This is a genomic window from Wolbachia endosymbiont (group B) of Eucosma cana (assembly GCF_947250645.1).
Lineage (GTDB): Bacteria > Pseudomonadota > Alphaproteobacteria > Rickettsiales > Anaplasmataceae > Wolbachia.
Map to the genome: position 1 here is coordinate 990543 of NZ_OX366334.1, position 25584 is coordinate 1016126.

Genomic DNA, 25584 nt, shown 5'->3' on the forward strand with positions numbered 1-25584 from the left:
CCTATCAAATATTATCAAATAATTCCTTTAATTCTTTCACAGAAACAATCTGTTCTTCTTTACTAACTTTTTCTATCATATAATCTGTCACTTTATACTCAAGCGCTTGCCCTCTAACTAATTCCTGAAATTGTCCATCTGATTTAAAATGTTTAAATACTCTGTCAAATGATACATCTTTACTGACATATTGATTTACAATAACGTTCATAATATCATTTTGAGTTAATGATATTTCATATTCTTTACTGAACTCCATAAATAGCATTGCAAGCTTTACACGTCTTTCAGCTTCTTTACAAGAATCACCTTTAGCATTCAACTCTCTTTCCACTCTCTGCTGTTCCTGTTTTACTACTTCTATAGGCAAATCAAAACTATAACTAGCATCCAAACAATCAAATAGCTCTTTCTTAATTAAGAGATCTCCCATTTTTTTACACTGATTATCAATTACTTCTTTTACATGATTTATTAGCGAAGAATGATCTTCAAAACCAATTCCCCTAGCTATTTCATTATCACTTTGCAAATCTTTGGCAATCTGAATATCATTGACTCGAACAGAAAAAGCAGCCTCCTGCCCCGCAAGGGAAATTACCTGGTAATCTTCAGGAAATCTCAACTTAAAGCTTTTTGTTTCCCCTTTTTTCATGCCAATTAATTGATCTTCAAAACCATTTATAAATGTTCCAGATCCTAAATTAACAGTAAAGTTTTTGCCACTTCCACCTTGAAAGAGCTTATTTCTAATTCGCCCTTCAAAGTCAATTATCAGTTTATCCTCGTTTTTTGCTTGATAAGAAACATCATCAACAGAGACAAAGTTAGGAAATTTTGTTTTTATAGAATCAATAAATTCTTTTATGTCTCCCTCTTTGATTTTTGCCTTAACTTTCTTCAAATTTATTTTATCAAGATCTATCACTGGCACTTTTGGCATCGATTCAAAAGATAATTTGTACAGAAAGTCGCCTTTTTCATCCTTTTTATCCAGGTTTGGTAATGACATAATATCAACCTTAGGATGGATGTGAGACTTAACTTCGATTTTTTTCATTAAATCACTTGAGCAATAGTCAATCGTATCGTTTATCACATATTCCAAAGCTTCGTTTTTATAATTTGTAACAACAAGATCGTAAGGGATCTTTCCTGATCTAAATCCAGGCAATTTTGCATTCTTCGCTATTTCTTGTAATCTAGAGTTTATCTTTTGTTCTATATAATCACTACTAACTGTGATTTCATACTCATACTTTAGTTTATCTACACTAAGTTCCTTATAGGTATATATATTACTTAATGTATCTGCTTCGACTGCATTTTGAGGTATATTACTAGACATTACAACCTGTTATCAATATTTTATTTATGTTTTAATAAAGCCACTTTACCAGAATTTAAGTTAAATACAATCCTTAAGAACAGGTTCTTATACAAACAAAAGTGTACTTAGTGATTATAAATTTTCTCTTAAAACCTGAGTTACATGACTTTAAGTGCGGATAGAGGGACTTGAACCCCCACGAGCAAGCTCACCAGGACCTAAACCTGGCACGTCTACCAATTTCGCCATATCCGCAAGAGCCCTTCATTAACTTATAGATAACCACTTCTGTCATCTTATACAATTTAAAGATTAGATCTTAGTACCACAGACTGAACTTATAATACTGGTTAACTCCACTATGAATCTAAGCCTGAATTACTTTAACTAACACTATTAAGATAAGTACTGTCTTAGAAATATTCAAGGCTTATTCAATTTATAGTATTTACACAATAAAAAAAGCTTATTAATATTCTTTAATTAAGGCTCTAAACTCTGGAAATTAATAATGAGATTAATAGCAAGCTTCTTACTCGCAATTTTTCTGATTACACAGAGTGGCTGTACGGCTCTTGTAAGTGGTATAGTGGTAACAGCAACTGCAGCGGCTACATCAATAACAATGCAAGATAAATCCTTGGGAAACATTATTGATGATACAACTATAGTAATAAGAATCAATAAGGGACTCTTAAAACACGGACTGTTCTCATCTATAAAAGTTAAAGTGAGTGAAGGAAGAGTATTACTCATTGGAAATGTTGATAATCATGAAAAGCAACTCACAGCAGAGAAAATAGCTTGGCAGCAAAAAGAGATTAAAGAAGTGATAAATGAAATAAGAGTCACACCAATTAAAATGGCTTCTATGCTAGATGTTACTGTAGATGGTATGATAACAGCAGAGATAAGCACAAGGCTTTTGGGAAAAAGAAATATTAAATCAATTAATTATAGTGTTAATACAGTTGATAGAGTCGTTTATTTGATGGGCATAGCTCAAAATAAGGCAGAATTAAAAGCTGTAATAGCAATTGCAAGAAAAGTAAAAGGAGTAAAGCAAGTTGTAAGTTATGTGAGATATAGACATAGCAAATTGCGCCATTGATGAAAATTTACTTGAGTGTTAGTATCATGTAGCTAAGCCATAAAGCTACTTTACAAATTTCGTCAGTTCACTCTTATGGTATGTATAACAATGCTACAAAAAATAATATCATAGAATTCAATAGAATAATTTCTAGAAAATCTCTACATACTAAAAAAGTAAAATGCTATTTAAATAATCTTAAGAATAAATAGCAAACATCTATATCTTGTGCGATATGGCGTTTTATTCCTGAGATTTTTTTACCAGCGTCATAGCCTTTTTCTTCATCAGTGTCTGCGTTCTTTACACTCTGAGCGTCAATTATGCAAAAGCTGGTTTTTTCTTTCCAAACATTGTTTTGTCGGACCACACTAACTATTTTTTTTAACATGCACTCCAAAATACTTTTTTTTATTTCCTTTTACTTTTTCACTCCATTTTTGAAATAATCATAACAATTGCGCCGTTTTGGGAAACTCTTTTGGTAGCATCCTCCACTGATAAACACTTTTTAGGGCGTACAACACTCCGCAAAATATATCATACAAATCAAGTTTTTTTGGTTTTGTTTTTTCCACAAGACTCCAGATCTGGTGAAATAATCTCAAACTTCTCTCGACTTATGTCACTTGGGTATACACTCCTCATATATCCTAATTTATACACTCTATTTCTTACTTTATGCCTTTCTTGAGATTATGAACAGGTTCTTAGAAAGCTAGCGTTCCACTAGTCATGTTCTTTATCTTGCTTTACAACAATGCATCTTTTCATTCCAGCCAAGTCGTATACGTATTCCTGAAAAGCCAGTCCATATAAGGGTATTATTTTGTCAATATTGCTTTGATCTTCGCCTATTTCCAGTATCGCAAACCCATCTTTTTTAAGGCACTTTTTCAATATTGGAAAAATACTCAGGTAACAGCTCAATCCATCGATACCACCATCAAGAGCAATTCTTGGCTCTTTTTGCACTTCAGCTTGCAGATTTTTTAACTTACTTCTTTTAATATATGGAGGATTGCTTATTATGAGATCAAATAAATCTCTACATTCTGTCCACGAATTTGGAAATATTTTAGCTCTGTTGAGAAGATTATGTTTCTTTGTGTTCTGGCAGGTAATTTTGTATGCTTCCAGACTTTTTTCAAAACCAACTCCAATAGCATATTCATACTCACTAAGTATGGAGATCAACAAACAGCCTGTGCCTGTGCCAAAATCTGCAATTTTTATTTTTTGCTTCTTATTTTGGTAATATTTTAACACTGTTGAAATTACTGTCTCACTATCTGGTCTTGGATCTAGAACATGTTGGTTAACTATAAAATTTTTACTCCAGAATTCACGATTACCTATTATTTGCGATATTGGATATCTTTCTGCTCTTTTTTTTGTTAATTTCCAGAATAGAAGCTCTTTGTTTCTTGGTACCTGATTGGTGTGATTCATGATTGTGAATGATCTTTCTACTCCAAGTACGTATTGCATGATGATTTCACAATCCAAATGTGGTGATTCAATTCTATGTGATGATAGTAGCTTTGACCCTTCTTTAATTAAAGCGCTGATTGTTTTCATTATTCTAAAAACGTGTTCCTTGTATGCAAGAACAGCAAAATTGAGTATAGAATTTTGAACTTAGGGTAGCTGCATTAAATCTAAGTGTCAAGAGTAGGATTGTAAAAATCATCTGGCTTTACTGGTAATTCGGTTAGTATTTTTGCATTAATGTTAGAAACTCTTGGCTCTATTATAAGGATTATTTTCTGCATATTCTTTGATAGCCATCACAGTATATTACTTGTTCCATATCTATATTAATTCGACTACAGCAAGTGATAATTTCTTAATATTAAAACCAATATGCGCTTTAGCATATAATTATCAGTAGCTTTCAAAGCAATTAGGCTGAGATTATTTAGAGTAGTAATGTTTATTTTTATATTGACTATTGAGGTTTATTATTTTATAACTAAGACTTAGTTATTTTCAGAGTTTTAAATTTACAGTATATGCCTACGATAAGTCAATTAATATGTAAGGGTAGATCAGGGTTAACTCGCAAGAAGAAGGTGCCAGCTTTGGGAAAATGCAATCCTCAAAGAAGGGGTGTTTGCACTAAGGTATATACTACAACTCCTAGAAAGCCTAATTCAGCACTACGTAAGGTAGCTAGAGTAAAGATTAGTGGATACGGTGAAGTGACGGCTTATATACCTGGCGAAGGTCATAATTTACAAGAGCATTCCGTTGTTTTAATACGTGGCGGGCGAGTTAAGGATTTGCCGGGTGTACGTTATCACATAATAAGAGGTGCTCTTGATCTACGTGGTGTGCAAAATCGAAAGAAAGCTCGTTCAAAATATGGTGTAAAGAAATCTGGTTAAAATTTATGGCACGTCGTAATAAAGCAAAAAAAAGAACAAGCCCTGACTCTCGTTATGGTAGTGTCTTGGTTATGCGTTTTATTAATATAATTATGAAATGTGGTAAAAAATCTATTGCAGAAAAGATTGCTTATAGTGCTTTGTCCTTAGCTGAAAAGAAAATAGGCAAAGATGCCTTATCAATTTTTGAAACAGCAGTAGAAAATGTTACTCCTTCTATAGAAGTGCGTTCTCGACGTATTGGTGGTACAACTTATCAAGTACCTGTTGAAATTCGTCAAGATAGAGCAATTTCTTTGGCATTAAGGTGGATTGCTAGAGCAACTTCTGCTGCTCGAAAAAAGAGTGGTAGAACTACTGTTTATTGTTTGCAGTCTGAAATATTAGATGCTTATAATAAATGTGGTGGTGCATTTAAGATGTGTGAAGAAAAGTATAAAATGGCTGAAGCTAATAAGGCATTTTCTCATCTTCGTTTTTAATATTAGCTGATTGATTGTGGTATGGAAGTTTTAATATCTAGGTATAGAAATATAGGAATAATGGCTCATATAGATGCTGGCAAGACCACCACAACAGAGCGTATTTTATTTTATACTGGTAAACAAAATAGGATTGGTGAAGTGCACGATGGTGCGGCTTCTATGGATTGGATGGAGCAAGAGAAGGAGCGTGGCATTACAATTACCTCTGCTGCAACAACATGTTTTTGGAATGATCATAGGATTAATATAATAGATACTCCTGGTCATGTTGATTTCACTATTGAGGTTGAGAGATCTTTGAGGGTTTTGGATGGTGCAGTTGCTGTATTTGATGGAGTTGCTGGAGTTGAGCCTCAGTCTGAGACGGTTTGGCGTCAAGCTGATAAATATACCGTTCCTCGTATCTGCTTTGTTAATAAAATGGATAGAATAGGGGCAAATTTTTATCGATGTGTCGATATGATAAAAACGAAGCTTGGCGCATCACCTTTAGTTATTCAGTTGCCAATAGGAAGTGAGAAAGATTTTAAAGGCATAATCGATCTTATTTCTATGAAAGCTATTATATGGCAAGAAGAAACATTAGGCGCTAAATTTTCTTATGAAGATATTCCTTCTGATTTGCTTGATAAGGCTCAAGAGTATCGAAATCTTTTATTAGATGCTGCAGCTGAAATGGATGATGAGGCGATAAATATTTACTTTGAATCTAACGATCTGCCAACTGATTTATTGAAAAAGTGTGTGAGAAGAGGGACCATTAAAGGAAAATTTGTCCCTGTATTATGTGGGTCAGCTTTTAAAAACAAAGGCGTGCAATCACTTTTAGATGGTGTGGTTGATTTTTTACCCTCTCCTATTGATGTTGATGTAATTATTGGAACTGATCCTAAAGATTCAGAAAAGAAAATTGAGATCAAACCTTCAGAAAAAGAGAAATTCGTTGCTCTTGCGTTTAAAGTGATGACGGATAAATTTGTAGGTAGCTTGACGTTTATTCGTATTTATTCCGGTAAGTTAAAATCTAAATCTGCTGTGTTAAATGCTGGAAAGAATGAGACTGAAGGAATTGGTAGAATGTTACTTATGCATGCAAATAACAGAGAAGATATAAACGAAGCTAAAGTTGGTGATATAGTTGCCTTAGTTGGATTAAAGAAAACAATTACTGGTGATACTTTATGTTCATCTGATTTTCCTATACTATTAGAGCGTATGGAATTTCCTGATCCTGTTATTGAAACTGCTATAGAACCGAAAACTACCTCAGATCAGGAAAAATTAGGTGTTGCTTTGAATAGATTAGTTGCAGAAGATCCTTCTTTGAGGATGTCAGTAAATGCGGAGAGTGGGCAGACTATATTGAAAGGTATGGGTGAGCTGCATCTTGAGATTATTATTGATAGAATGAAGCGCGAGTTTAATGTTGAAGCTAACGTTGGTGCGCCTCAAGTTGCATATCGTGAAACTATCACTAAATCTGTTGAAATTGATTACACTCATAAAAAACAATCAGGTGGTGCTGGTCAGTTTGCTAAAGTTAAAATAAAATTCGAACCTCTTGAGCCTGGTTCTGGCTTTCAGTTTGAAAGTAAAATTGTAGGCGGTGCTATTCCAAAAGAGTATATACCTGGAGTGCAAAATGGCTTAGAGTTGATAAAAGAAGGTGGTATAATTTCTGGCTTTCCATTGATTGATTTTAAGGCTACTCTTCTTGATGGTGCTTTTCATGATGTTGATTCTAGTCCTTTGGCTTTTGAACTTGCTGCTAAAGGTGCTTTTAAGGAAATGGCAAATAAAGCTGGTCCAAAAATGCTAGAACCTATAATGAAAGTGGAAATCATTACTCCTGAAGAATATATGGGTGATGTTATGGGTGATATAAATAGTAGAAGAGGCAGTGTTGTTGATATGCTGGATTTAGGTAATAATAGCAAAATAATTACTGCTTCGGTTCCTCTTGCAAATATGTTTGGTTATATAAATGTTTTGCGTTCTATATCTCAGGGAAGAGCTCAGTATAGTATGCATTTTTCTTGTTATGAACAAGTGCCACAATATGTGGTTGATGAGTTAAAGTTAAAGTATAATTAAAGGTTAGTAATTATGACAGCGATAGTAGAAGCATTTGGAAAGCCGCATGTAAACGTGGGAACGATAGGACATGTGGATCATGGGAAGACAACGTTAACAGCGGCGATAACAAAGCATTATGGTAATTTTGTAGCATATGATCAGATAGATAAAGCGCCAGAAGAAAGAAAGAGAGGGATAACAATAGCAACAGCGCATGTTGAATATCAAACAGAAAAGAGACACTATGCACACGTTGATTGCCCTGGACATGCTGATTATGTAAAGAATATGATAGTAGGTGCAGCACAGATGGATGCAGCAATATTGGTAGTGTCAGGGGTTGATGGGCCGATGCCACAAACGAGAGAGCATATATTGCTGGCAAAACAAGTGGGTGTTGGATATATCGTGGTATATATAAACAAAGCTGATGTTGCTGATGCTGATATGATAGATTTGGTGGAAATGGAAGTGAGAGAGTTGCTGAGTAAGTATGGATTTCCAGGTGATGAAGTGCCTGTGATAGTTGGGTCTGCGTTAAAAGCATTAGAGGATGATGGTAGTGAGTATGGAAAGAAATCAATAGATAAATTGATGGAGAAGTTAGATGAGTATGTGGCAGTACCTCCAAGGCCTGTAGATTTGCCGTTTTTGTTGCCAATAGAAGATGTATTTTCAATATCGGGCCGAGGAACGGTAGTAACAGGAAGAATAGAGAAGGGGGAGATAAAGGCAGGGGATGAGATAGAGATAATAGGTCTGAAAGCGACGCAAAAGACGATATGTACTGGTGTTGAGATGTTTAAGAAGTTGCTAGATAAGGGAAGTGCAGGACTCAATGTAGGAATACTACTAAGAGGAACAAAGAGAGAAGAAGTGGAGAGAGGGCAAGTATTGGCAAAACCAGGGACAATAACCCCGCATAAGAAATTTAATGCGGAGGTGTATATATTGAAGAAAGAAGAAGGAGGAAGGCATACACCATTTTTTGGAAATTATCAGCCACAGTTTTATTTAAGGACAACGGATGTAACTGGGAGCATAAAATTGCTAGATGGAAAGGAGATGGTAATGCCAGGGGATAATGTAAGTATAGAAGTGGAATTGCAAGTACCAATAGCAATGGATAAAGGATTGCGTTTTGCGATAAGGGAAGGTGGTAGAACTGTTGGTTCTGGCGTTGTTTCGGAGATTTTAGAGTAAATTTGAATTATAGGAGTGTAGCTCAATTGGTAGAGCGCTGGTCTCCAAAACCAGAGGTTGTAGGTTCAATTCCTATCGCTCCTGCATTAATGTTATGGTAGAAATGTTAAAAAACCTGTATGTTTTTTTTTGCGATATAAAGCAAGAAATAAGGAGAATTGCTTGGATAAAGAAACAGCAGGTATTGTCATCTTTGTTTACTGTAATAATTGTTATATTATGCTTTTCGATTTTCTTTTGCTTCGTAGATTTTATGTCTCTTTACGTAATTAAGACTTTATTTGGAATTATTTATGGAATATAAGTATAAATGGTATATCATTAAAGTCGATTACGGGTATGAGAAGGATATATGCGAGTTGGCAACCAATACTGTTTACTTTAAGGAGGTGTTTGTTCCTTATCAGACAGTATGTGATGTAAAATCTGATATAAAAGAGTTATGTGAAGTATATATATGTATGCATCTGTGTGATGAAAGCAAAAATATTTTGAATCAAATGACTGGGTTTTGTGGTGATGAGTCTGGTAATTTTGAGATGATTTCAGATGATGAGGTAATTTTAAAACGTAAGGAATTTAATAGATATAAGTGGTACATTTTAAGAGTTGCCTCTAATTATGAAGAGAAAGTGCGCCAATATATATTAGAAAATTCTATGAGATTGAATATTAATAATTATTTTAATAGGGTTTTTATTCCTTGTGAAGAATTAAGTGAGATGGATTTAAAATCTAAAAAAAATGCTAAACGAAGGAAGTCCTTTCCTGGTTATGTCTTTTTATACATGAATTTATGCGATGAGGTATTAAATTTTATTAATAATATACCAAAATCTCTTAAGGTTTATGGATTTTTGAAAAATGGTAATGTTCCAAAGGTGATTGAGGATAATGAGATTCGCTCAATGTGTAGTGCGCTTTACAATGCTCAAGAAACGAAAAAGTTGAGTTATGGTTATGAGAAAGGTGAAAAAGTAAAAATTAATGATGGTCTTTTTCAAAATTTTACTGGTAAGGTAGATATGGTAAATGACGAGAAAAAAATTATTAATGTTGAAGTATCAATCTTAGGTAAGCCAACAATAATAGAGCTTGATTTGGCTCAAGTAGAGAAAATAGAGGATTAATTATGAGTAATATAGTTGCTAAGATTAACTTACTTATGGAAGCTGGGAAAGCAGTTCCAGGACCGAAAATTGCTTCAGTACTTGGCCCGCGTGGTATACCTGTTCCTAAATTTTGTGAAGCTTTTAATAAAGCTACTAGCGCTGCTAACGCTAGTTATAAAGTAGGTGATTTAGTAACAGTGAGAATTTCCATAAAGGATGATCGCTCTCATGATTTTACTGTCAGCGGTCCGCCTGTGGCTTATTTGCTTAAGCAGGAAGCTAAATTAAGTAAAGGTTCTGGTAATTCTGGTAAAGAATTAGTGGCTAAATTATCTATGTCTGCTATCATTAAAGTGGCAAAGTGTAAGATGGTTGATATGAAAGTGGATAATGAAGATTCAGCAGTGAAGATGGTTATAGGCACTGCAAAATCTATGGGTATAGAAGTTGTGGAAGGTTAGGTAAATGAGTACATATAATGATAATTCTAAGCAGTGTTTGGAGAAGATTGTTGAGTCTGCTTCAGCAAAATTTAATGAATCAGTTGATATCGCAGTCAATTTAGGTGTAGATTCACGTAAATCTGAAGAGCAGGTGCGTGGTACAGTAGTTTTGCCTAAAGGTATCGGGAAGAATATTAAAGTAGCTGTTTTTGCTCAAGATAAACATTTATTAGAAGCTGAAAAAGCTGGTGCTGATATTACAGGAGGAGAAGATTTAGTTGAAGAGATAAAAAAAGGTAGAAAGTTGAATGTTGATTGGTGCATCACTACTCCTGATTTCATGGCAAAAATCACTCCTATTGCAAAAGTATTGGGTGCTAAAGGGCTGATGCCTAACCCTAAATTTGGTACTGTGACTTCTAACATTGCGGAAGCTACTAAAACCATTAAGTCTGGTCAAATAAAATTCAGGACGGATAAAAATGGGGTTATTCATGGTAAATTAGGAAGTATTAAATTTGATATTGATGATTTGCTGGAAAATTTAAAAGCCTTTCTTAAAGTAATTAGAGACAATAAACCTGCTTCTGTGAAAGGAGTTTACTTTAAAAGCGTTTTTTTAAATTCAACTATGGGTAAAGCTCATAAAATAAACAAAGTAGAAGATATAATTTAAGGGAGCGAAGTTGTGAAGCGTAAAGATAAGGATGAATTTATACAAAACATAATGAATGTGTTTGTAAATAATGATTTCTTAATATTGGTAAATTTCAAGTCTATGAATGTTAGCAATTCATTAATTCTTAGGAATAGTCTAAAATCTGTAATGGGTGGGATGTTAGTAGTTAAAAATACTCTAGCTTGCTTGGCTTTGGAAAGGACTGGTAAATTTTCTTATTTATCAGATAAATTTTCTGGTTCTGTTGCTATTATATACTCTAGCGCTATAGTAGAAGCTGCAAAGTTAATAGTTGATTTTATTAATGCTAACAAAGAAAAAATGTCTGTGATTTGTGCGGCTCATATAAATGAATTGTTAACAGTGGAAGATGTTAACAAATTGGCTAAGCTTCCCTCTTTGGATGAATTGCGTGTTAAAATTATGCGTTTAATATCTTATGATATTCCTGCTAGGTTAGCATTGTCTATTAATTCATCTTCTATGAGGCTTATGAGAGTTTTGGATTACTGTAGTTCTAAAAAATAAATTTGTTGTTAAATAAGGTGGTAAGTATGAATAATGTAACAAGTGATTTGGTTGATAAAATATTATCTTTAAATCTATTAGAGGCTTCTGAACTTGTAAAGGTTCTAGAAGAAAAAATAGGGTTGCCTAGTGGTTCTTTTCTTGGTGGAGCTGTTGGTGCTGGGGTGCCTATTAGTGATAATGCTACTGCTCCTGTTGCTCAAGAAAAAGCTGAATATAAAGTTGTAATCAAAGAGATTGATGCAAGCAAAAAAATAGGAGTGATTAAAGCTATTAGAGAAGTTAATTCTACATTGAATTTAAAAGAAGCGAAAGAATTAGTTGAGTCTTTACCCAAAGATTTGACTGCTAATGTTTCTAAAGACGAAGCAGAAAAAATAAAGCAAAAACTTATTGAAGCAGGAGCAACTAAAGTTGAGCTTGAATAAAATGTTAGTATATTAATTTTATGTTGATATAGCTCTTTTAATTAGTGAAGGTATTTTAATGGTTGATTCTTCTTATATGTGTGCTTCTAGTCCTTTTGTTCCTAGAGTTTCTTATTCCAGGTCGATTGATTTAAAAGATTCTTTGTTGGATTTGGTTAAAGTCCAAAAGGGGTCATATAATTCCTTTACTCCTAATAATGAGAGTAATGAAAGACTTGAAGCTATCTTTCATACAATTTTTCCAATATCTGATCCTTTGCATAGGGCTACTATCGAATTTTTGAATTGTAGGGTAGATGATCTTAAGTATAGTGAATCTGAATGTATAAAACGTGGTATAACTTTTTCTGCTCAGGTTATTGCTTCTATACGTCTTGTTATTATGCAGGATGGTGTTTCTCTTGAAAAATATCAAGAGATTAAAGAATATGATGATCATTCTAAGCTTGCAACTGTTATAAAATCTGCTGAAGAGCAGGAGGTTCGCTTTTGTGAACTGCCTATGATGACTGATAAAGGTACTTTCATCATCAATGGCGTAGAGAAAGTTATCGTTTCACAAATGCATAGATCTCCTGGAGTGTTTTTTGATAGTGATAAGGGAAAAACTTACAATTCTGGCAAATTGATCTATTCTGCTAGAGTTATTCCTTATAGAGGTTCTTGGCTTGATATTGAGTTTGATGTTAAAGATCATTTGTATTTTCGTATTGATAGAAAGAGAAAGTTGCCAATATCAGTTTTATTAAAGGCTTTAGGCTTATCAAATAATGACATACTTAATAAATTTTATGAAAAAATAGAGTATATAAAACATAAAAGTGGCTGGAAAGTACCTTTTTTCCCTGATAAATTCAAGGGAGTGAGGCTTCCTTTTGATTTAAAGAATGTTGAAGGTAATGTGTTACTTAAAGCTAATGTTCGTATTACTTCAAAATTAGCTAAAAATCTATATGATAACGGGTTGAAAGAGTATCTAATTCCTTATGATTCTATATGTGGTTTATTTCTTGCAGAAGATTTAATAGATAGTGCTAGTTCTACAAAAATCTTATCTGCTGGTGAATCTATAAAATTAGAGGATATAAAAAAGCTTGAATTATTATCTATAGATAAAATATCAGTGTTGAACATAGATAATGTTTCTGTTGGACCTTACATATTAAACACACTTTTCTTAGATGAAAACATGTCTTATGAGAACGCTCTATATGAAATATATAAGGTTTTGCGTCCAGGTGAAGTTCCTGTTTTAAAGATAGTAGAGGAGTTTTTTCGTAATCTTTTCTTCAGTCCGGAATATTATGATTTGTCTAACATTGGTAGATTGAAACTTAACTCTTGCCTTGGGTTAAATTATGAGGAAAATTTAACTACTTTAACACATGAAGACATTATTGAAATTATAAGAAAAATAGTATTGTTACGTGATGGTCAAGGATCTGTAGATGATATTGATCATTTAGCAAATAGAAGAGTCCGTTCAGTTGGAGAGTTTATAGAAAATCAATTTAGAACTGGATTATTAAAATTGGGACGGGCAGTAGTTGATTCTATGTCTACTTCTAGTTTAGATAAAGTCTCTCCATCTGATTTTATAAATCCAAAAGTGTTAACCAATGTCTTAAGAGATTTTTTCAACTCTTCCCAATTATCTCAATTTATGGATCAGACTAATCCATTATCTGAAATAACACATAAAAGAAGGTTGTCAGCTTTAGGTCCTGGTGGTTTAACAAGAGAGAGGGCGGGATTTGAAGTGCGTGATGTTCATCCAACTCATTACGGAAGAATTTGCCCTATTGAAACTCCTGAGGGGCAGAATATAGGCTTAATTAACAGCTTAGCTATATACGCTCGTATTAATAAATATGGGTTCATTGAAAGTCCTTATAGGAAAGTAGTTAATAAGGTTGTTACTGATCAAATTGAGTATCTGTCTGCTATAGATGAAGGTTTATATTATATAGCCGATACCAGCGCAAAGCTTGATGAGAACAACTGCTTTGTTGATGATATGTTATACTGTAGGTATGCTGGTACCTTTGTAATGGTAAATAGTAATCAAGTAAGTTACATTGATTTATCTCCTAAGCAGGTAATATCGGTTGCTGCTTCTTTAATTCCATTTTTAGAAAATGATGATGCTAATAGAGCGTTAATGGGTTCAAATATGCAGCGTCAAGCTGTACCTTTATTGAAGCCTACTGCTCCTTTGGTTGCTACTGGCATGGAGTCTTTCGTAGCTTCTGGCTCTGGTGCTGTAGTTTTAGCAAAACGTGGTGGCATAGTTGACAGCTCAGATAGTAACTCTATAGTTATACGTGCTTTTGACAAAGGAGGAATTAACTACTTGGATGTAGATATTTATCATCTAAGAAAATTTCAGCGTTCTAACCATAATACTTGTATTAACCAGAAACCACTGGTGCATGTAGGTGATTGTGTTAAGGAAGGTGATGTGATAGCTGATGGTCCTGCTATTAATAACGGTGAATTGGCACTTGGCCAAAACTTGCTAGTCGCTTTTATGTCTTGGCAAGGTTATAATTTTGAAGACTCAATCATTATTTCTAGTGAAGTTGTTAAAAAAGATCTATTTACTTCTATTCATATAGAAGAATTTGAATGTGTTGTACATGACACTCCTTTAGGGTCGGAAAAAATAACTCGTGCCATACCCGGTGTTAATGAAGAAAATCTTTATCACTTGGATGATAGTGGTATAGTAAAGGTTGGTACAAGAGTTGGTCCAGGTTATATTTTGGTGGGGAAAGTTACACCTAAGCATTCTCTTTCATTGCCTCCTGAGACAAAATTGTTAATGACAATTTTTGGTGAAAAGTCATTCGATTGTGTGGATTCCTCTTTATATACATCTCCAGATATTGAAGGGATAGTGATTGATGTGCAGGTCTTTACACGCAGAGGGGAAGAAGAAAACGAAAGGGCGTTTCTTATTAAGCAAAAAGAGGCAAACGACTTTGAGAAAGAACGAGACCATATAATCAATGTTATTAATCAATATTTCTATGATGAATTAAGAAAAATTCTTATTAATTCTGGCTCTCAAGATCGAGAAAGTATTAATTTTATTGAACGTGAGGGATGGTGGGATATAGGATTGAAAAACCAATCTATTTCTAAGCAAGTTGAGAGCTTAAAAAAAGATTTTGATGAAAAAGTATCACATGCAATAACAAACTTTAAGCGAAAAGTAGAAAAATTGCATGAAGGTTATGATCTGCCTCAAGGTGTGTCGATGTCAGTAAAAGTTTTTATTGCTGTAAAACATAGTTTGCAGCCAGGGGATAAAATGGCTGGTAGACATGGAAATAAAGGTGTGATTTCTCGAGTTGTTCCAGTAGAAGATATGCCTTATTTAGAAGATGGTACTCCTATTGATATTATTCTTAACCCTCTTGGCGTTCCTTCGCGAATGAATGTAGGTCAAATATTGGAAACGCATGTAGGTTGGGCTTGTAAAAAATTAGGAGAAAAAGTAGGCAATATTCTTGATGAGATCAATAAAATCAAACGTGCTTTTTGTGAGGCAATTAGATCTCTCAGTGATGATGATTTTGAAAAATTTGCAGCATTATATCTTGATAATAAAAAATTTGAGGATATTAATGATGATGAAATAACGGCTTCTATTTTAGATACGCCTAATAAGGATGAATTAAATAATGAATTGACTACATTAGTAGAGAATTATTTCAACTCTTGTAAAGATGCACACAGTAGTTTACGTCACTTCCTGATTGAGGTTTATAGTTGTGGCAGTAATTTATCTATTTGTAATAACATTCGCGATATTAATGATAATCACCTCATTGAATTTGCGTATAAGTTGCGTGATGGCATTCCTGTTACTGCACCTGTATTTGAAGGTCCAAAAGATGAACAAATAGTAAAGCTATTTGAACTTGCTGGATTGGATAACTCTGGGCAAGTTGTATTATATGATGGTTGTTCGGGTGAGAAGTTTGATCGCAAAGTTACAGTTGGTTACATGTACATGCTTAAGTTGCATCACTTAGTAGATGGTAAAATTCATGCGCGTTCAGTAGGACCTTATAGTTTGGTTACTCAACAACCTCTTGGAGGAAAGTCTCATTTTGGTGGTCAGCGTTTTGGTGAAATGGAATGTTGGGCATTGCAAGCCTACGGTGCTGCTTACACTTTGCAGGAAATGTTAACTGTGAAGTCTGATGACATTAATGGCAGGGTTAAGATTTATGAATCGGTAATAAAAGGTGACAGTAACTTTGAATGTGGAATTCCTGAATCCTTTAATGTCATGATAAAAGAGTTGCGTTCCTTGTGTTTTAATGTGGATTTGAAGCAAAATGACATAGTAATTGAAGATATATCTCACACTAATATCGCACAATCTTTTAATGAGGTTAGCATTTCCATTGCTAGCCCTGAAAGTATTAAACGTATGTCTTATGGAGAGATAACAGATGTTTCAACTGCAAACTACCGTACATTCAAAGTTGAGAAAGGTGGATTATTTTGTCCTAAAATTTTTGGTCCTGTCAATGATGATGAATGTTTATGTGGAAAGTACAAAAAAAGAAGACATAGGGGCCGTATATGCGAAAAATGTGGAGTAGAAGTTACATCTTCTAAAGTAAGAAGAGAAAGAATGGGTCATATAGAGCTTGCATCTCCTGTTGCTCATATATGGTTTTTGAAGTCACTTCCTTCAAGAATTGGAGCATTATTAGATATGTCTCTTAGAGATATCGAAAGTATTTTATATAGTGATAATTATGTTGTAATAGATCCTCTTGTTTCCTCTTTTGAAAAAGGTGAAATTATTAGTGAGAAAGCTTATAATGAAGCTAAAGATAGCTATGGGGTCGATAGCTTTATAGCTATGCAAGGTGTTGAAGCTATAAGAGAATTGCTAACACGCCTTGATTTACATGAAATTAGGAAGAATTTAAGACAGGAGTTAGAATCTGTTGCTTCTGAAATAAGAAGAAAGAAAATTATAAAGAGATTACGTATTGTTGAAAATTTTATCAAGTCTGGAAACAGACCTGAGTGGATGATACTTACAGCTATACCTATTTTACCACCTGATTTGCGTCCCTTGGTATCGCTTGAAAGTGGTCGACCTGCAGTTTCTGATTTAAATCATCATTATAGAACTATTATTAATAGGAATAATAGATTGAGAAAATTATTAAGTTTAAATCCTCCTGAGATTATGATTCGTAATGAGAAAAGAATGTTACAAGAGGCAGTTGATTCTCTTTTTGATAATAGTCGTCGTAATGCTCTGGTAAATAAAGCTGGCGCTACTGGATATAAAAAATCTATTAGCGATATGCTGAAAGGAAAGCAAGGTCGTTTCCGTCAGAATCTTTTAGGAAAAAGGGTAGACTACTCTGGACGTTCTGTAATAGTTGTTGGTCCAACTTTGAAACTAAATCAGTGTGGATTACCGAAAAGAATGGCTCTTGAGTTATTCAAACCTTTTGTTTACTCAAGACTTAAAATATATGGAATGGCTCCAACTATAAAATATGCTAGCAAGTTAATAAGAGCAGAAAAGCCAGAAGTCTGGGATATGCTTGAAGCAGTAATAAAAGAGCATCCTGTTTTGCTAAATAGAGCGCCTACGCTACACAGGCTTGGTATTCAGGCTTTTGAGCCAGTCCTTATTGAAGGTAAAGCAATACAGCTTCATCCACTTGTTTGTACAGCATTTAACGCTGACTTTGATGGTGATCAAATGGCAGTACATGTGCCAATTTCATTGGAAGCTCAACTTGAAGCTAGAGTGTTGATGATGTCAATTAATAACGTTTTAAGTCCTTCTAATGGAAGACCGATTATAGTTCCTAGTAAAGATATAGTGCTTGGTATATACTACCTAACTTTACAGCAACTTAAGGAGGATGATTTACTACTTTTTTGTGCTTTTTGTGAAGTTGAGCATTCCTTAAACAACGGTACTCTACATATTCATTCTCGTATAAAGTACAAAATGGAATACATCAATAGCGATGGAAACATTCAGTATAAAACTATTTGTACAACTCCTGGACGTTTAATATTATGGCAGATTTTTCCTAAACATGAGAATCTAAGCTTCGATTTAATAAATCAGGTATTAACAGTTAAGGAAATAACTAGTATAGTTGATTTAGTATATCGTAGCTGCGGTCAAAGTGCTACAGTGATATTTTCTGATAAATTGATGACACTTGGCTTTGAGTATGCTACATTTTCTGGTACTTCTTTTAGTCGTTGCGATATGGTCATACCTGAAACTAAAGCTACACACGTTAACTATACAAGGGGTGAAATTAAGAAATTCTCTGCACAGTATCAAGACGGGCTAATCACTAAAAGTGAAAGGTATAATAAAGTTATAGATGAGTGGTCTAAGTGCACAGATATAATAGCGAATGATATGTTAAAAGCGATATCTGTGTATGATGAAAATAGTAAGTACAATTCAATATATATGATGGTTAGCTCCGGTGCAAGAGGTTCTACTTCCCAGATGAAGCAGTTAGCAGGAATGCGAGGGTTAATGACCAAACCTTCTGGTGAAATTATAGAAACACCTATAATTTCTAATTTTCGCGAAGGATTGAATGTATTTGAATACTTTAATTCTACTCACGGAGCGCGTAAAGGTTTAGCTGATACTGCACTTAAAACTGCAAACTCTGGATACTTAACTCGTCGCTTGGTTGATGTATCTCAAAATTGCATAGTTATAAAACATGACTGTAAAACGAAAAATGGCCTTATTGTAAGAGCTATAGTTGAAGGGAGTACTATAGTTGCATCTCTAGAGAGTGTTGTACTGGGTAGAACAGCTGCAAATGATATATATAACCCAGTAACCAAAGAGTTATTATTAAAAGCAGGGGAATTAATTGATGAAGATAAAGTAAAGCAAATCAACATTGCAGGTCTTGATGCTATAAAAATTAGATCGCCTTTAACTTGTGAAATAAGTCCTGGTGTGTGTTCTTTGTGTTATGGAAGAGACCTTGCAACTGGTAAAATTGTTTCAATAGGTGAAGCAGTTGGTGTTATCGCTGCTCAATCTGTTGGAGAGCCAGGTACTCAGTTAACGATGCGTACTTTCCATATAGGTGGAGTAATGACTAGAGGTATTGAATCCTCAAATATTATAGCTTCTATTAACGCTAGAATAAAATTAAACAACAGTAATATAATTATAGATAAAAACGGAAATAAAGTTGTTATAAGCCGTTCCTGTGAAGTCATCTTAATTGATAGCCTTGGTAGTGAAAAATTGAAGCACAGTGTGCCTTATGGTGCTAAACTTTATGTAAATGAAGGTGAGTTAGTAAAAATTGGTGATAAAGTTGCGGAATGGGATCCGTATACACTACCTATTATTACGGAAAAGAGTGGTACAATATCTTACCAGGATTTAAAAGATGGAATTTCGATCACTGAAGTGATGGATGAATCTACAGGAATATCAAATAGAGTAGTAAAAGATTGGAAATTGCACTCTGGTGTAGCTAATTTACGTCCTCGTATTGCACTGCTTGATGATAATGAAAAAGTAATAACACTTTCAAGTGGTGTGGAAGCATGTTACTTTATACCAGTTGGTGCAGTGCTTAATGTACAGGATGGCCAAAAGGTTCATGCAGGTGATGTTATCACAAGAACGCCAAGAGAGTCAGTTAAAACTCGTGATATTACTGGTGGTTTACCAAGGGTGATAGAGTTATTTGAAGCACGTCGTCCTAAAGAGCATGCTATCGTTAGTGAAATAGACGGTTATGTAACGTTCTCTGAAAAAGATCGTAGAGGAAAACGTAGTATAGTAATTAAACCTGTAGATGAGCAAGCTTCTCCAGTTGAGTATTTAGTATCAAGAAGTAAGCATGTAATAGTCAATGAAGGTGATTTTGTGCGTAAAGGTGGTTTATTGATGGATGGCGATCCTGATCTTCATGATATTTTACGTGTGCTTGGGTTAGAAGCGTTAGCACACTATGTGATTTCTGAAATACAGCAAGTTTATAGATTGCAAGGTGTGCGCATAGATAACAAGCATTTAGAAGTGATCTTAAAGCAAATGCTACAAAAAGTAGAAATTACCGATCCTGGTGATACTATGTACTTAATTGGAGAAAATATCGACAGGCTGGAAATTGATAGAGAAAATGATGCTATGAATAACTCTGGAAAACGACCTGCTCATTATCTTCCTATTCTGCAGGGAATTACTAGAGCAAGCCTTGAAACTAATTCCTTTATTTCTGCTGCCTCTTTCCAAGAAACAACAAAAGTACTTACGGAAGCAGCATTTTGCGGAAAGAGTGATCCTTTGAGTGGGTTAAAAGAAAATGTTATAGTAGGAAGGTTAATTCCTGCTGGTACGGGTCTGATTATGAATAAGGTGAAAGCATTTTCGCTTTGTGAAAATATAGATAAATATGAAAAATATTTTGATATTGAGACTTATGACGAAAAATTGCTGAGTGATAATAGTTATCAATTACATTCTGATGAAGAAGAGAGTGTGGTGGCATCGCACTATGATCAGTCAAGTTGAATATAGCTAATGAGGTAGTATGTTTAATCTGTTTTTAACTAAAAAAATCAACTATATTTTCTTTCACCTCTGTGCTGTCTATTATGTTATTTACTCTTACACGAAATTCAGATGAGTTTTGAAGCCCGCTACTGTACCAACCTATGTGTTTGCGGGCCATCTTTATTCCTATGTCGCTTCCATAGTACTCAAGAATACTGTCATAATGCTTGAGTATTATGCTTAATCTCTCTGAGGCTGTTGGCTCAGAAACTTTATTTCCACTCAAAAAGTTTATTGCTTGATTAATCAGCCAAGGTTTGCCGTAAGCACCACGACCTATCATTACTCCATCTGCCCCAGATTCTTTAAGTGCACTTTGAACATCATTCAAACTCTTAATATCTCCATTTACTATAACTGGAATTTTTACCTGCTCTTTAACATTTCTAACGAATTTCCAATCTGCTTGACCATTATAAAGCTGTGCCCTTGTCCTTCCATGTACAGTAATCATCTTTGCTCCCAAATCTTCTGCAATTTTTGCCAAGCGCGGAGCATTACGATTTTCGTCATTCCATCCAGTACGCATTTTTACTGTAACTGGCACACTCACTGCCTTGACTACAGCTTCTATTATCTCAGCAGCCTTTTTTTCATCACGCATAAGTGCTGACCCTGCGTAACCGTTTACAACTTTTTTAACTGGACAACCAAAATTTATATCTATGATTTTTGCACCCATGCCCTCATTTAACTTTGCAGCTTCCGCCATAACATCAGGCTCACAACCAGCAAGTTGTACAGCGGTTAGTTCATCGACTTTTGCTTTTTGCATGCTCTGGCGAGTTTGCATGATCATAGCTCTGCTTGCAATCATTTCTGAGACTAGCAAACTTGCACCAAGTTTCTTTACAATACTCCTAAATGGATAGTCAGTCACTCCAGACATTGGCGCTAAAATAACTGGAGAATCAATAGTTAGATTTCCTACTTGGAGAGACACAGGCTTTCTAGTTGCTAAAAAATGTATTTTTGACACTGTTATAAGGCATTATTATAGCATCTTGCAGAGATGAACTTGTGGCAGGTTGTGTTTCCTCTTTCTTACTATCTTCAAGACTAAGCTGCTGTAGAGCATCATGTAAAATTCCACCTTCAGCAATGGATTCTTTCCACTCTTCATCCTCCATAAGTGCTTTTGCGAACTCTCTTCTTTTTTCTTGCAATTCTTCTGGCTTAGGCTTGTACTTTGATAACTCTCTGTCAATTTCATCAAATGATTTATCCTCGTTGAGCATTTCCGTAATCCTATGAGCATTTTCTAAAGCAAATACTCCACAATTACAGCCATCTTTTTGCTGATCAACCGCAGAACTCTTTATGCTATCATTTCCTATCTCTAAGGTTTCCTGCAATATGCCCACTATATAACTAGTATCAATTGGCTTACTAACTAACTTATTTCTATCTTCTCTTGCATGACCTAATGTTTTTTCAACATCATCTTTTTTCTCTTTAAGGCTAGCATTATCTGGATTATTTTCTCTTTCCCGTATTAAACTTCCCACCTCATTACTTAAGGGTACTAGACACTTCTCAGCAATCTCATTAGCAAGACTTATATCGTCTTTTACCTTTCCTTCAACCTCATTTGGTAATTTATTACCAAATGAGTCACAATAATAAGCTCTAAATTGTCTGTTACCATTACATGTGACTATCAGTGTTACCCAATGATTTCCTCCTAAATTAATAATCGAGGCAAAGATTTTTTTTGTGTTCCCTTGTTCTATTTTATACTCTTTCAGTTTTGAGTTTAAAGTACTCACATCACCAGGAATACAAAAAAGTACATTGCCACTTGAATTTTCTGAATAGTTATATACAGCTCTTGCAATATGAGAAATATCATGTTCTTGTAGCCAGTAATAGTAATTTTCTCTATTTGTCTGATGCATAAGAGTTTGTAAATCTTCATGAAACTCCTTGCCACCCAAACCACTATCTCCTGAAGCATTAGAATTTCTACGACTATTTTTACTTGAGGCAGGTTCACTTCCTGGTACAATACCACTATCTGTAGATGGAGAATAGGAATTTCTACGTACCCTCTTATCCGAATCATTTGTTTGTCTTGATATAGTATCTAGTCCACTATCCAGTGATTTACTTCTTGTGAATTTTTGCTCTTTTGGACTCTTTTCTTCCTTTACAGTTCCTTTTTCATCAACATAATCTTTTACCAAGTAAAATAAAGGTTCAATAACCATCTTGTATGTTGCTGTAAGCACTATTCCCATTAAAATCCAAACTATAGGGTTGGAGATGAGCATAGCAAGTGGTAAGGTTAAGAGGAAAGATCCCATTATCAATCCCAAACAGCCAATGGTAAATGTAGTCGCCAAATATATACAAAAAGCGTAGACAGCAAATCTTCCACTAGCCTTAAGTTTAGTGAAGTGAGTACTCTCTTTAAATGTATTGTACTTTTCTCGGATGCCCAACATGTTATATTTTATGAATACTACGTTAACTAATTCTAGCAAATTATGAAGGTAAAATCAATATTAGCATTTATATGTAAAAATATTGAGCATTAAAAGCTTTTGAAGTACAGTAATGATGTTAGTAATAGCACAACATATGCATGATATAGAACATATACGCAAAAACCCTGAAGGATTTGAAAAAGCAATAAAAAGCAGAGGGGTGAAAGAATTTACTACAGAAGAAATATTAGAGATTGACCATAAAAAAAGATCACTGACTACTAAATTGCAAGCTTTAAATAAGCAACGCAATGAGATCACGGAAGAAATAAAGAGGCTTAAAATGAACAAAAGCTCCTGTGAAAATGAGGTAGAAGTGTCAAGAAACATAACAAATGAGATAGAAGCAATCAGCTTAAAAGAGCAAACGGAGAAAGATAACTTAATGAATATCTTATCTAACTTACCAAATATCTCTGCACAAAACGTGTCAATAGGTGAAGATGAGAGCTCTAACGTAGAAATCAGAAAATATGGAGAGAGAAGAAAATTTGATTTTACACCAAAATTTCATTATGAACTCGGAGAAAGGTTAGGCTTGATGGATTTTGAACAAGCAGCAAAAATTTCTGGATCAAGGTTTACAATATTAAAAGGACAGTTAGCTAAGCTTGGACGAGCATTAATAAATTTTATGCTGGAAACACATGTTAATGAATTTGCCTATACTGAGGTGTATCACCCAGCCCTGGTGAAAAACGAGGCGATGTATAACGTTGGTCAGCTACCAAAATTTTCTGATGACTCATATTTAACTACCGATAAATTAAGATTAATTCCCACAAGTGAAGTAGTTTTAACAAATTTAGTTGCTGACAAAATAATAGAAGAAAAAGAACTGCCTATTCGTTTTACTGCATATTCAGAATGTTTTCGTAAAGAAGCTGGCAGTGCAGGACGAGATACAAGAGGTATGATAAGGCAACACCAATTTGGTAAAGTGGAGTTGGTAAGCATCACAACTGAAGACCAGTCAAAAGACGAGCTTGAACGTATGACTAGTGTTGCCGAAGAGATATTAAAAAAACTAGAATTACCGTACAGAGTAATGCTACTTTGCAGTGGCGATATGGGTTTTGCTGCACAAAAGACTTATGACATAGAGGTATGGTTACCTGAGCAAAATAAATATAGAGAAATATCAAGCTGCTCAAATTGCGGTACGTTCCAGGCAAGAAGAATGAACACTAAATACTTCTTAGAAAATGACAGAAAAACAAAAAAATACGTTCACACTTTAAACGGCTCAGCTTTAGCCATAGGAAGAACAATTGTTGCCATAATGGAGAATTATCAAAATTCCGATGGGTCAGTTACAATACCAAACGTGTTGCAAAGATACATGAGTAATGATACTGTTATAAGCAAACAATAATTTTGACATATATAGAAAAGCGAGGAAATAAAGATGAAGGTTTTGGTTATAGGTTCTGGTGGGCGTGAGCATGCTTTACTTTGGGCTCTAAAGAAGTCTCCTATCTTGACTAAGTTATATGTTACTCCTGGTCGCCCGGCCATGGAGAATTTTGGAGTTCTTGTGAATATAAATATTCAAGATTCAGTGGATGTTACACAATTTTGCAAGAAAGAAAATATAGAGCTAGTAATTATTGGTCCAGAGCAACCGATAATTAATGGACTTGCTGATGATTTAACTGCGGAGGGGATAAACGTTTTTGCTCCAAGTCAAGCAGCTGCAAAACTTGAGGCATCAAAGTCTTTTACGAAGGAACTATGTAAACAATATGGTATACCGACCGCCAAGTATGAACGTTTTATTGATGAAAGGTTAGCTAAAAATTTTGTCCGTAGTAATAAAATAAAATTGCCGCTTGTAATTAAAGCAAATGGAATTGCAGCAGGGAAAGGTGTCATAATATGCCACACAGAAAATGAGGCTTTTTCAGCAATAGATTCAATGCTAGTGGAGAAAAATCTTGGTGAGTCAGGTGAAGAAATAATCATAGAAGAGTTTTTAATTGGAGAGGAAGTAAGTTTTTTTGCTCTTATTGATGGGTTGAAGGTAGTAACCCTTGGGTGTGCAAAAGATTACAAGAGAGTTGGTGAAAATAATGAGGGACAAAATACTGGAGGCATGGGGTCATACTCATCACCTTCGATTATAAGTAAGGAGATGGAGCAAAAAATTATCCAAAAAATAATATATCCTACAATTCAAGCACTGACTAACATGGGAACATCCTATAAAGGAGTACTCTTTGCTGGTTTAATGATTTGCAAAGATAGTCCAAAGCTTCTTGAGTATAATGTTAGGTTTGGGGATCCGGAAATACAATCTATGTTACCTAGACTTGATCCAAATTGTGATTTGCTAAAGTTGATGTTGTCAGTTGCAGAAGGCAAGTTAAATACAAAAATGGTGGAGTTTAATCACAAAACTACAGTTTGTGTAGTCGTTGCAAGTAAAGGCTATCCTGGTGATTATCAAAAAGGAGAGGTAATTAAAGGATTGGATAAAATTGAAAACATTCCTGGAGTGCTAGTATTTCATGCTGGTACTAAGCTAGATGAAAATGGTAATTGGATTTCCGATGGCGGAAGGGTACTAAATATAGTAGGAGAAGGAAACACTGTGGAAGAAGCTAAAAGTAAAGTGTACTCAGCATTAAATTTTCTAGAATGGTCAGGTGGGTTCTTCAGGTATGATATTGGTAGTTAATTTAGCTCATGCAGAAACGAAAAAAGTC

Annotated in this window: 18 protein-coding genes, 2 tRNA genes and 1 pseudogene; 15 read left to right on the forward strand and 6 right to left on the reverse strand. The window is 34.5% G+C overall.

What is annotated here, in order from left to right; genetic code table 11:
• Positions 1-4: 4 nt before the first annotated feature.
• Positions 5-1348 carry a trigger factor gene (gene tig, locus OOK99_RS04900; protein ID WP_264719574.1) on the reverse strand — a complete coding sequence of 448 codons (1344 nt, stop codon included), beginning with the start codon at positions 1346-1348 and terminating at the stop codon, positions 5-7.
• Between the two features lie 155 nt (positions 1349-1503).
• Positions 1504-1585, reverse strand: a tRNA-Leu gene (locus OOK99_RS04905).
• Between the two features lie 256 nt (positions 1586-1841).
• On the opposite strand from OOK99_RS04905, the gene OOK99_RS04910 reads away from it, so the two are divergent.
• Positions 1842-2441: a BON domain-containing protein gene (locus OOK99_RS04910; RefSeq protein ID WP_108784706.1), complete on the forward strand. Its 600-nt coding sequence runs from the start codon at positions 1842-1844 to the stop codon at positions 2439-2441.
• 205 nt (positions 2442-2646) lie between these two features.
• Here OOK99_RS04910 and OOK99_RS04915 read toward each other — a convergent pair.
• A pseudogene (locus OOK99_RS04915) lies at positions 2647-3071 on the reverse strand (transposase); the annotation flags it as partial.
• Between the two features lie 81 nt (positions 3072-3152).
• Positions 3153-4004: a peptide chain release factor N(5)-glutamine methyltransferase gene (gene prmC / locus OOK99_RS04920; RefSeq protein WP_019236648.1), complete on the reverse strand. Its 852-nt coding sequence runs from the start codon at positions 4002-4004 to the stop codon at positions 3153-3155.
• Positions 4005-4438: 434 nt separating this feature from the next.
• Between prmC and rpsL the strand changes: the two genes are divergently transcribed.
• The 12 genes from rpsL (at position 4439) to OOK99_RS04980 (ending at position 20345) form a co-directional block, all read left to right on the forward strand.
• On the forward strand, positions 4439-4813 hold the full coding sequence (rpsL, locus tag OOK99_RS04925) for a 30S ribosomal protein S12 (RefSeq protein ID WP_264336203.1): 375 nt from the start codon (positions 4439-4441) through the stop codon (positions 4811-4813).
• 5 nt (positions 4814-4818) lie between these two features.
• Entirely contained in the window at positions 4819-5295 is a 477-nt protein-coding gene (gene rpsG, locus OOK99_RS04930; protein ID WP_264336204.1) for a 30S ribosomal protein S7, read from the forward strand.
• Between the two features lie 21 nt (positions 5296-5316).
• Complete coding sequence (gene fusA, locus OOK99_RS04935) at positions 5317-7392, forward strand: elongation factor G (protein ID WP_264336205.1); 2076 nt, start codon at positions 5317-5319, stop codon at positions 7390-7392.
• Between the two features lie 12 nt (positions 7393-7404).
• Positions 7405-8577 carry an elongation factor Tu gene (gene tuf, locus OOK99_RS04940; RefSeq protein WP_264719577.1) on the forward strand — a complete coding sequence of 391 codons (1173 nt, stop codon included), beginning with the start codon at positions 7405-7407 and terminating at the stop codon, positions 8575-8577.
• A gap of 11 nt (positions 8578-8588) precedes the next feature.
• A tRNA-Trp gene (locus OOK99_RS04945) sits at positions 8589-8661 on the forward strand.
• 19 nt (positions 8662-8680) lie between these two features.
• A complete protein-coding gene (gene secE, locus OOK99_RS04950) occupies positions 8681-8881 on the forward strand; it encodes a preprotein translocase subunit SecE (protein WP_241653945.1) in 201 nt (66 codons plus the stop codon).
• On the forward strand, positions 8871-9707 hold the full coding sequence (gene nusG, locus OOK99_RS04955) for a transcription termination/antitermination protein NusG (protein ID WP_264719580.1): 837 nt from the start codon (positions 8871-8873) through the stop codon (positions 9705-9707). Before secE ends, nusG begins: the two co-directional genes overlap by 11 nt.
• A gap of 2 nt (positions 9708-9709) precedes the next feature.
• Positions 9710-10150: a 50S ribosomal protein L11 gene (locus OOK99_RS04960; protein WP_143689749.1), complete on the forward strand. Its 441-nt coding sequence runs from the start codon at positions 9710-9712 to the stop codon at positions 10148-10150.
• A 4-nt stretch (positions 10151-10154) separates the two neighbouring features.
• Positions 10155-10808: a 50S ribosomal protein L1 gene (gene rplA / locus OOK99_RS04965; RefSeq protein WP_213864005.1), complete on the forward strand. Its 654-nt coding sequence runs from the start codon at positions 10155-10157 to the stop codon at positions 10806-10808.
• 12 nt (positions 10809-10820) lie between these two features.
• The gene (rplJ, locus tag OOK99_RS04970; protein WP_006014692.1) at positions 10821-11339 is read left to right on the forward strand and encodes a 50S ribosomal protein L10; all 519 of its coding nucleotides are present in this window, start codon (positions 10821-10823) and stop codon (positions 11337-11339) included.
• Positions 11340-11365: 26 nt separating this feature from the next.
• Entirely contained in the window at positions 11366-11767 is a 402-nt protein-coding gene (rplL, locus tag OOK99_RS04975; RefSeq protein WP_264719581.1) for a 50S ribosomal protein L7/L12, read from the forward strand.
• 58 nt (positions 11768-11825) lie between these two features.
• On the forward strand, positions 11826-20345 hold the full coding sequence (locus tag OOK99_RS04980; RefSeq protein WP_264719582.1) for a DNA-directed RNA polymerase subunit beta/beta': 8520 nt from the start codon (positions 11826-11828) through the stop codon (positions 20343-20345).
• A 34-nt stretch (positions 20346-20379) separates the two neighbouring features.
• On the opposite strand, the gene dusB is transcribed toward OOK99_RS04980, so the two are convergent.
• Both dusB and OOK99_RS04990 read right to left on the reverse strand, forming a co-directional pair.
• On the reverse strand, positions 20380-21330 hold the full coding sequence (gene dusB / locus OOK99_RS04985) for a tRNA dihydrouridine synthase DusB (protein WP_264719583.1): 951 nt from the start codon (positions 21328-21330) through the stop codon (positions 20380-20382).
• Positions 21331-21337: 7 nt separating this feature from the next.
• Positions 21338-22834, reverse strand: coding sequence for a hypothetical protein (locus tag OOK99_RS04990; RefSeq protein WP_406719371.1), 1497 nt, complete (start codon positions 22832-22834; stop codon positions 21338-21340).
• A 136-nt stretch (positions 22835-22970) separates the two neighbouring features.
• Between OOK99_RS04990 and serS the strand changes: the two genes are divergently transcribed.
• A complete protein-coding gene (gene serS / locus OOK99_RS04995) occupies positions 22971-24251 on the forward strand; it encodes a serine--tRNA ligase (RefSeq protein ID WP_264720244.1) in 1281 nt (426 codons plus the stop codon).
• 33 nt (positions 24252-24284) lie between these two features.
• Positions 24285-25556 carry a phosphoribosylamine--glycine ligase gene (gene purD, locus OOK99_RS05000; protein ID WP_213864009.1) on the forward strand — a complete coding sequence of 424 codons (1272 nt, stop codon included), beginning with the start codon at positions 24285-24287 and terminating at the stop codon, positions 25554-25556.
• Positions 25557-25584 lie beyond the last annotated feature (28 nt).

Excerpts from the sequence above, each read along its gene's own strand:
- tig (WP_264719574.1), bottom strand. The coding sequence starts at position 1,348 with ATGTCTAGTAATATACCTCAAAATGCAGTCGAAGCAGATACATTAAGT.
- OOK99_RS04910 (WP_108784706.1), top strand. The coding sequence starts at position 1,842 with ATGAGATTAATAGCAAGCTTCTTACTCGCAATTTTTCTGATTACACAG.
- prmC (WP_019236648.1), bottom strand. The coding sequence starts at position 4,004 with ATGAAAACAATCAGCGCTTTAATTAAAGAAGGGTCAAAGCTACTATCA.
- rpsL (WP_264336203.1), top strand. The coding sequence starts at position 4,439 with ATGCCTACGATAAGTCAATTAATATGTAAGGGTAGATCAGGGTTAACT.
- rpsG (WP_264336204.1), top strand. The coding sequence starts at position 4,819 with ATGGCACGTCGTAATAAAGCAAAAAAAAGAACAAGCCCTGACTCTCGT.
- fusA (WP_264336205.1), top strand. The coding sequence starts at position 5,317 with ATGGAAGTTTTAATATCTAGGTATAGAAATATAGGAATAATGGCTCAT.
- tuf (WP_264719577.1), top strand. The coding sequence starts at position 7,405 with ATGACAGCGATAGTAGAAGCATTTGGAAAGCCGCATGTAAACGTGGGA.
- secE (WP_241653945.1), top strand. The coding sequence starts at position 8,681 with ATGTTAAAAAACCTGTATGTTTTTTTTTGCGATATAAAGCAAGAAATA.
- nusG (WP_264719580.1), top strand. The coding sequence starts at position 8,871 with ATGGAATATAAGTATAAATGGTATATCATTAAAGTCGATTACGGGTAT.
- OOK99_RS04960 (WP_143689749.1), top strand. The coding sequence starts at position 9,710 with ATGAGTAATATAGTTGCTAAGATTAACTTACTTATGGAAGCTGGGAAA.
- rplA (WP_213864005.1), top strand. The coding sequence starts at position 10,155 with ATGAGTACATATAATGATAATTCTAAGCAGTGTTTGGAGAAGATTGTT.
- rplL (WP_264719581.1), top strand. The coding sequence starts at position 11,366 with ATGAATAATGTAACAAGTGATTTGGTTGATAAAATATTATCTTTAAAT.
- OOK99_RS04980 (WP_264719582.1), top strand. The coding sequence starts at position 11,826 with ATGGTTGATTCTTCTTATATGTGTGCTTCTAGTCCTTTTGTTCCTAGA.
- OOK99_RS04990 (WP_406719371.1), bottom strand. The coding sequence starts at position 22,834 with ATGTTGGGCATCCGAGAAAAGTACAATACATTTAAAGAGAGTACTCAC.
- serS (WP_264720244.1), top strand. The coding sequence starts at position 22,971 with ATGCATGATATAGAACATATACGCAAAAACCCTGAAGGATTTGAAAAA.
- purD (WP_213864009.1), top strand. The coding sequence starts at position 24,285 with ATGAAGGTTTTGGTTATAGGTTCTGGTGGGCGTGAGCATGCTTTACTT.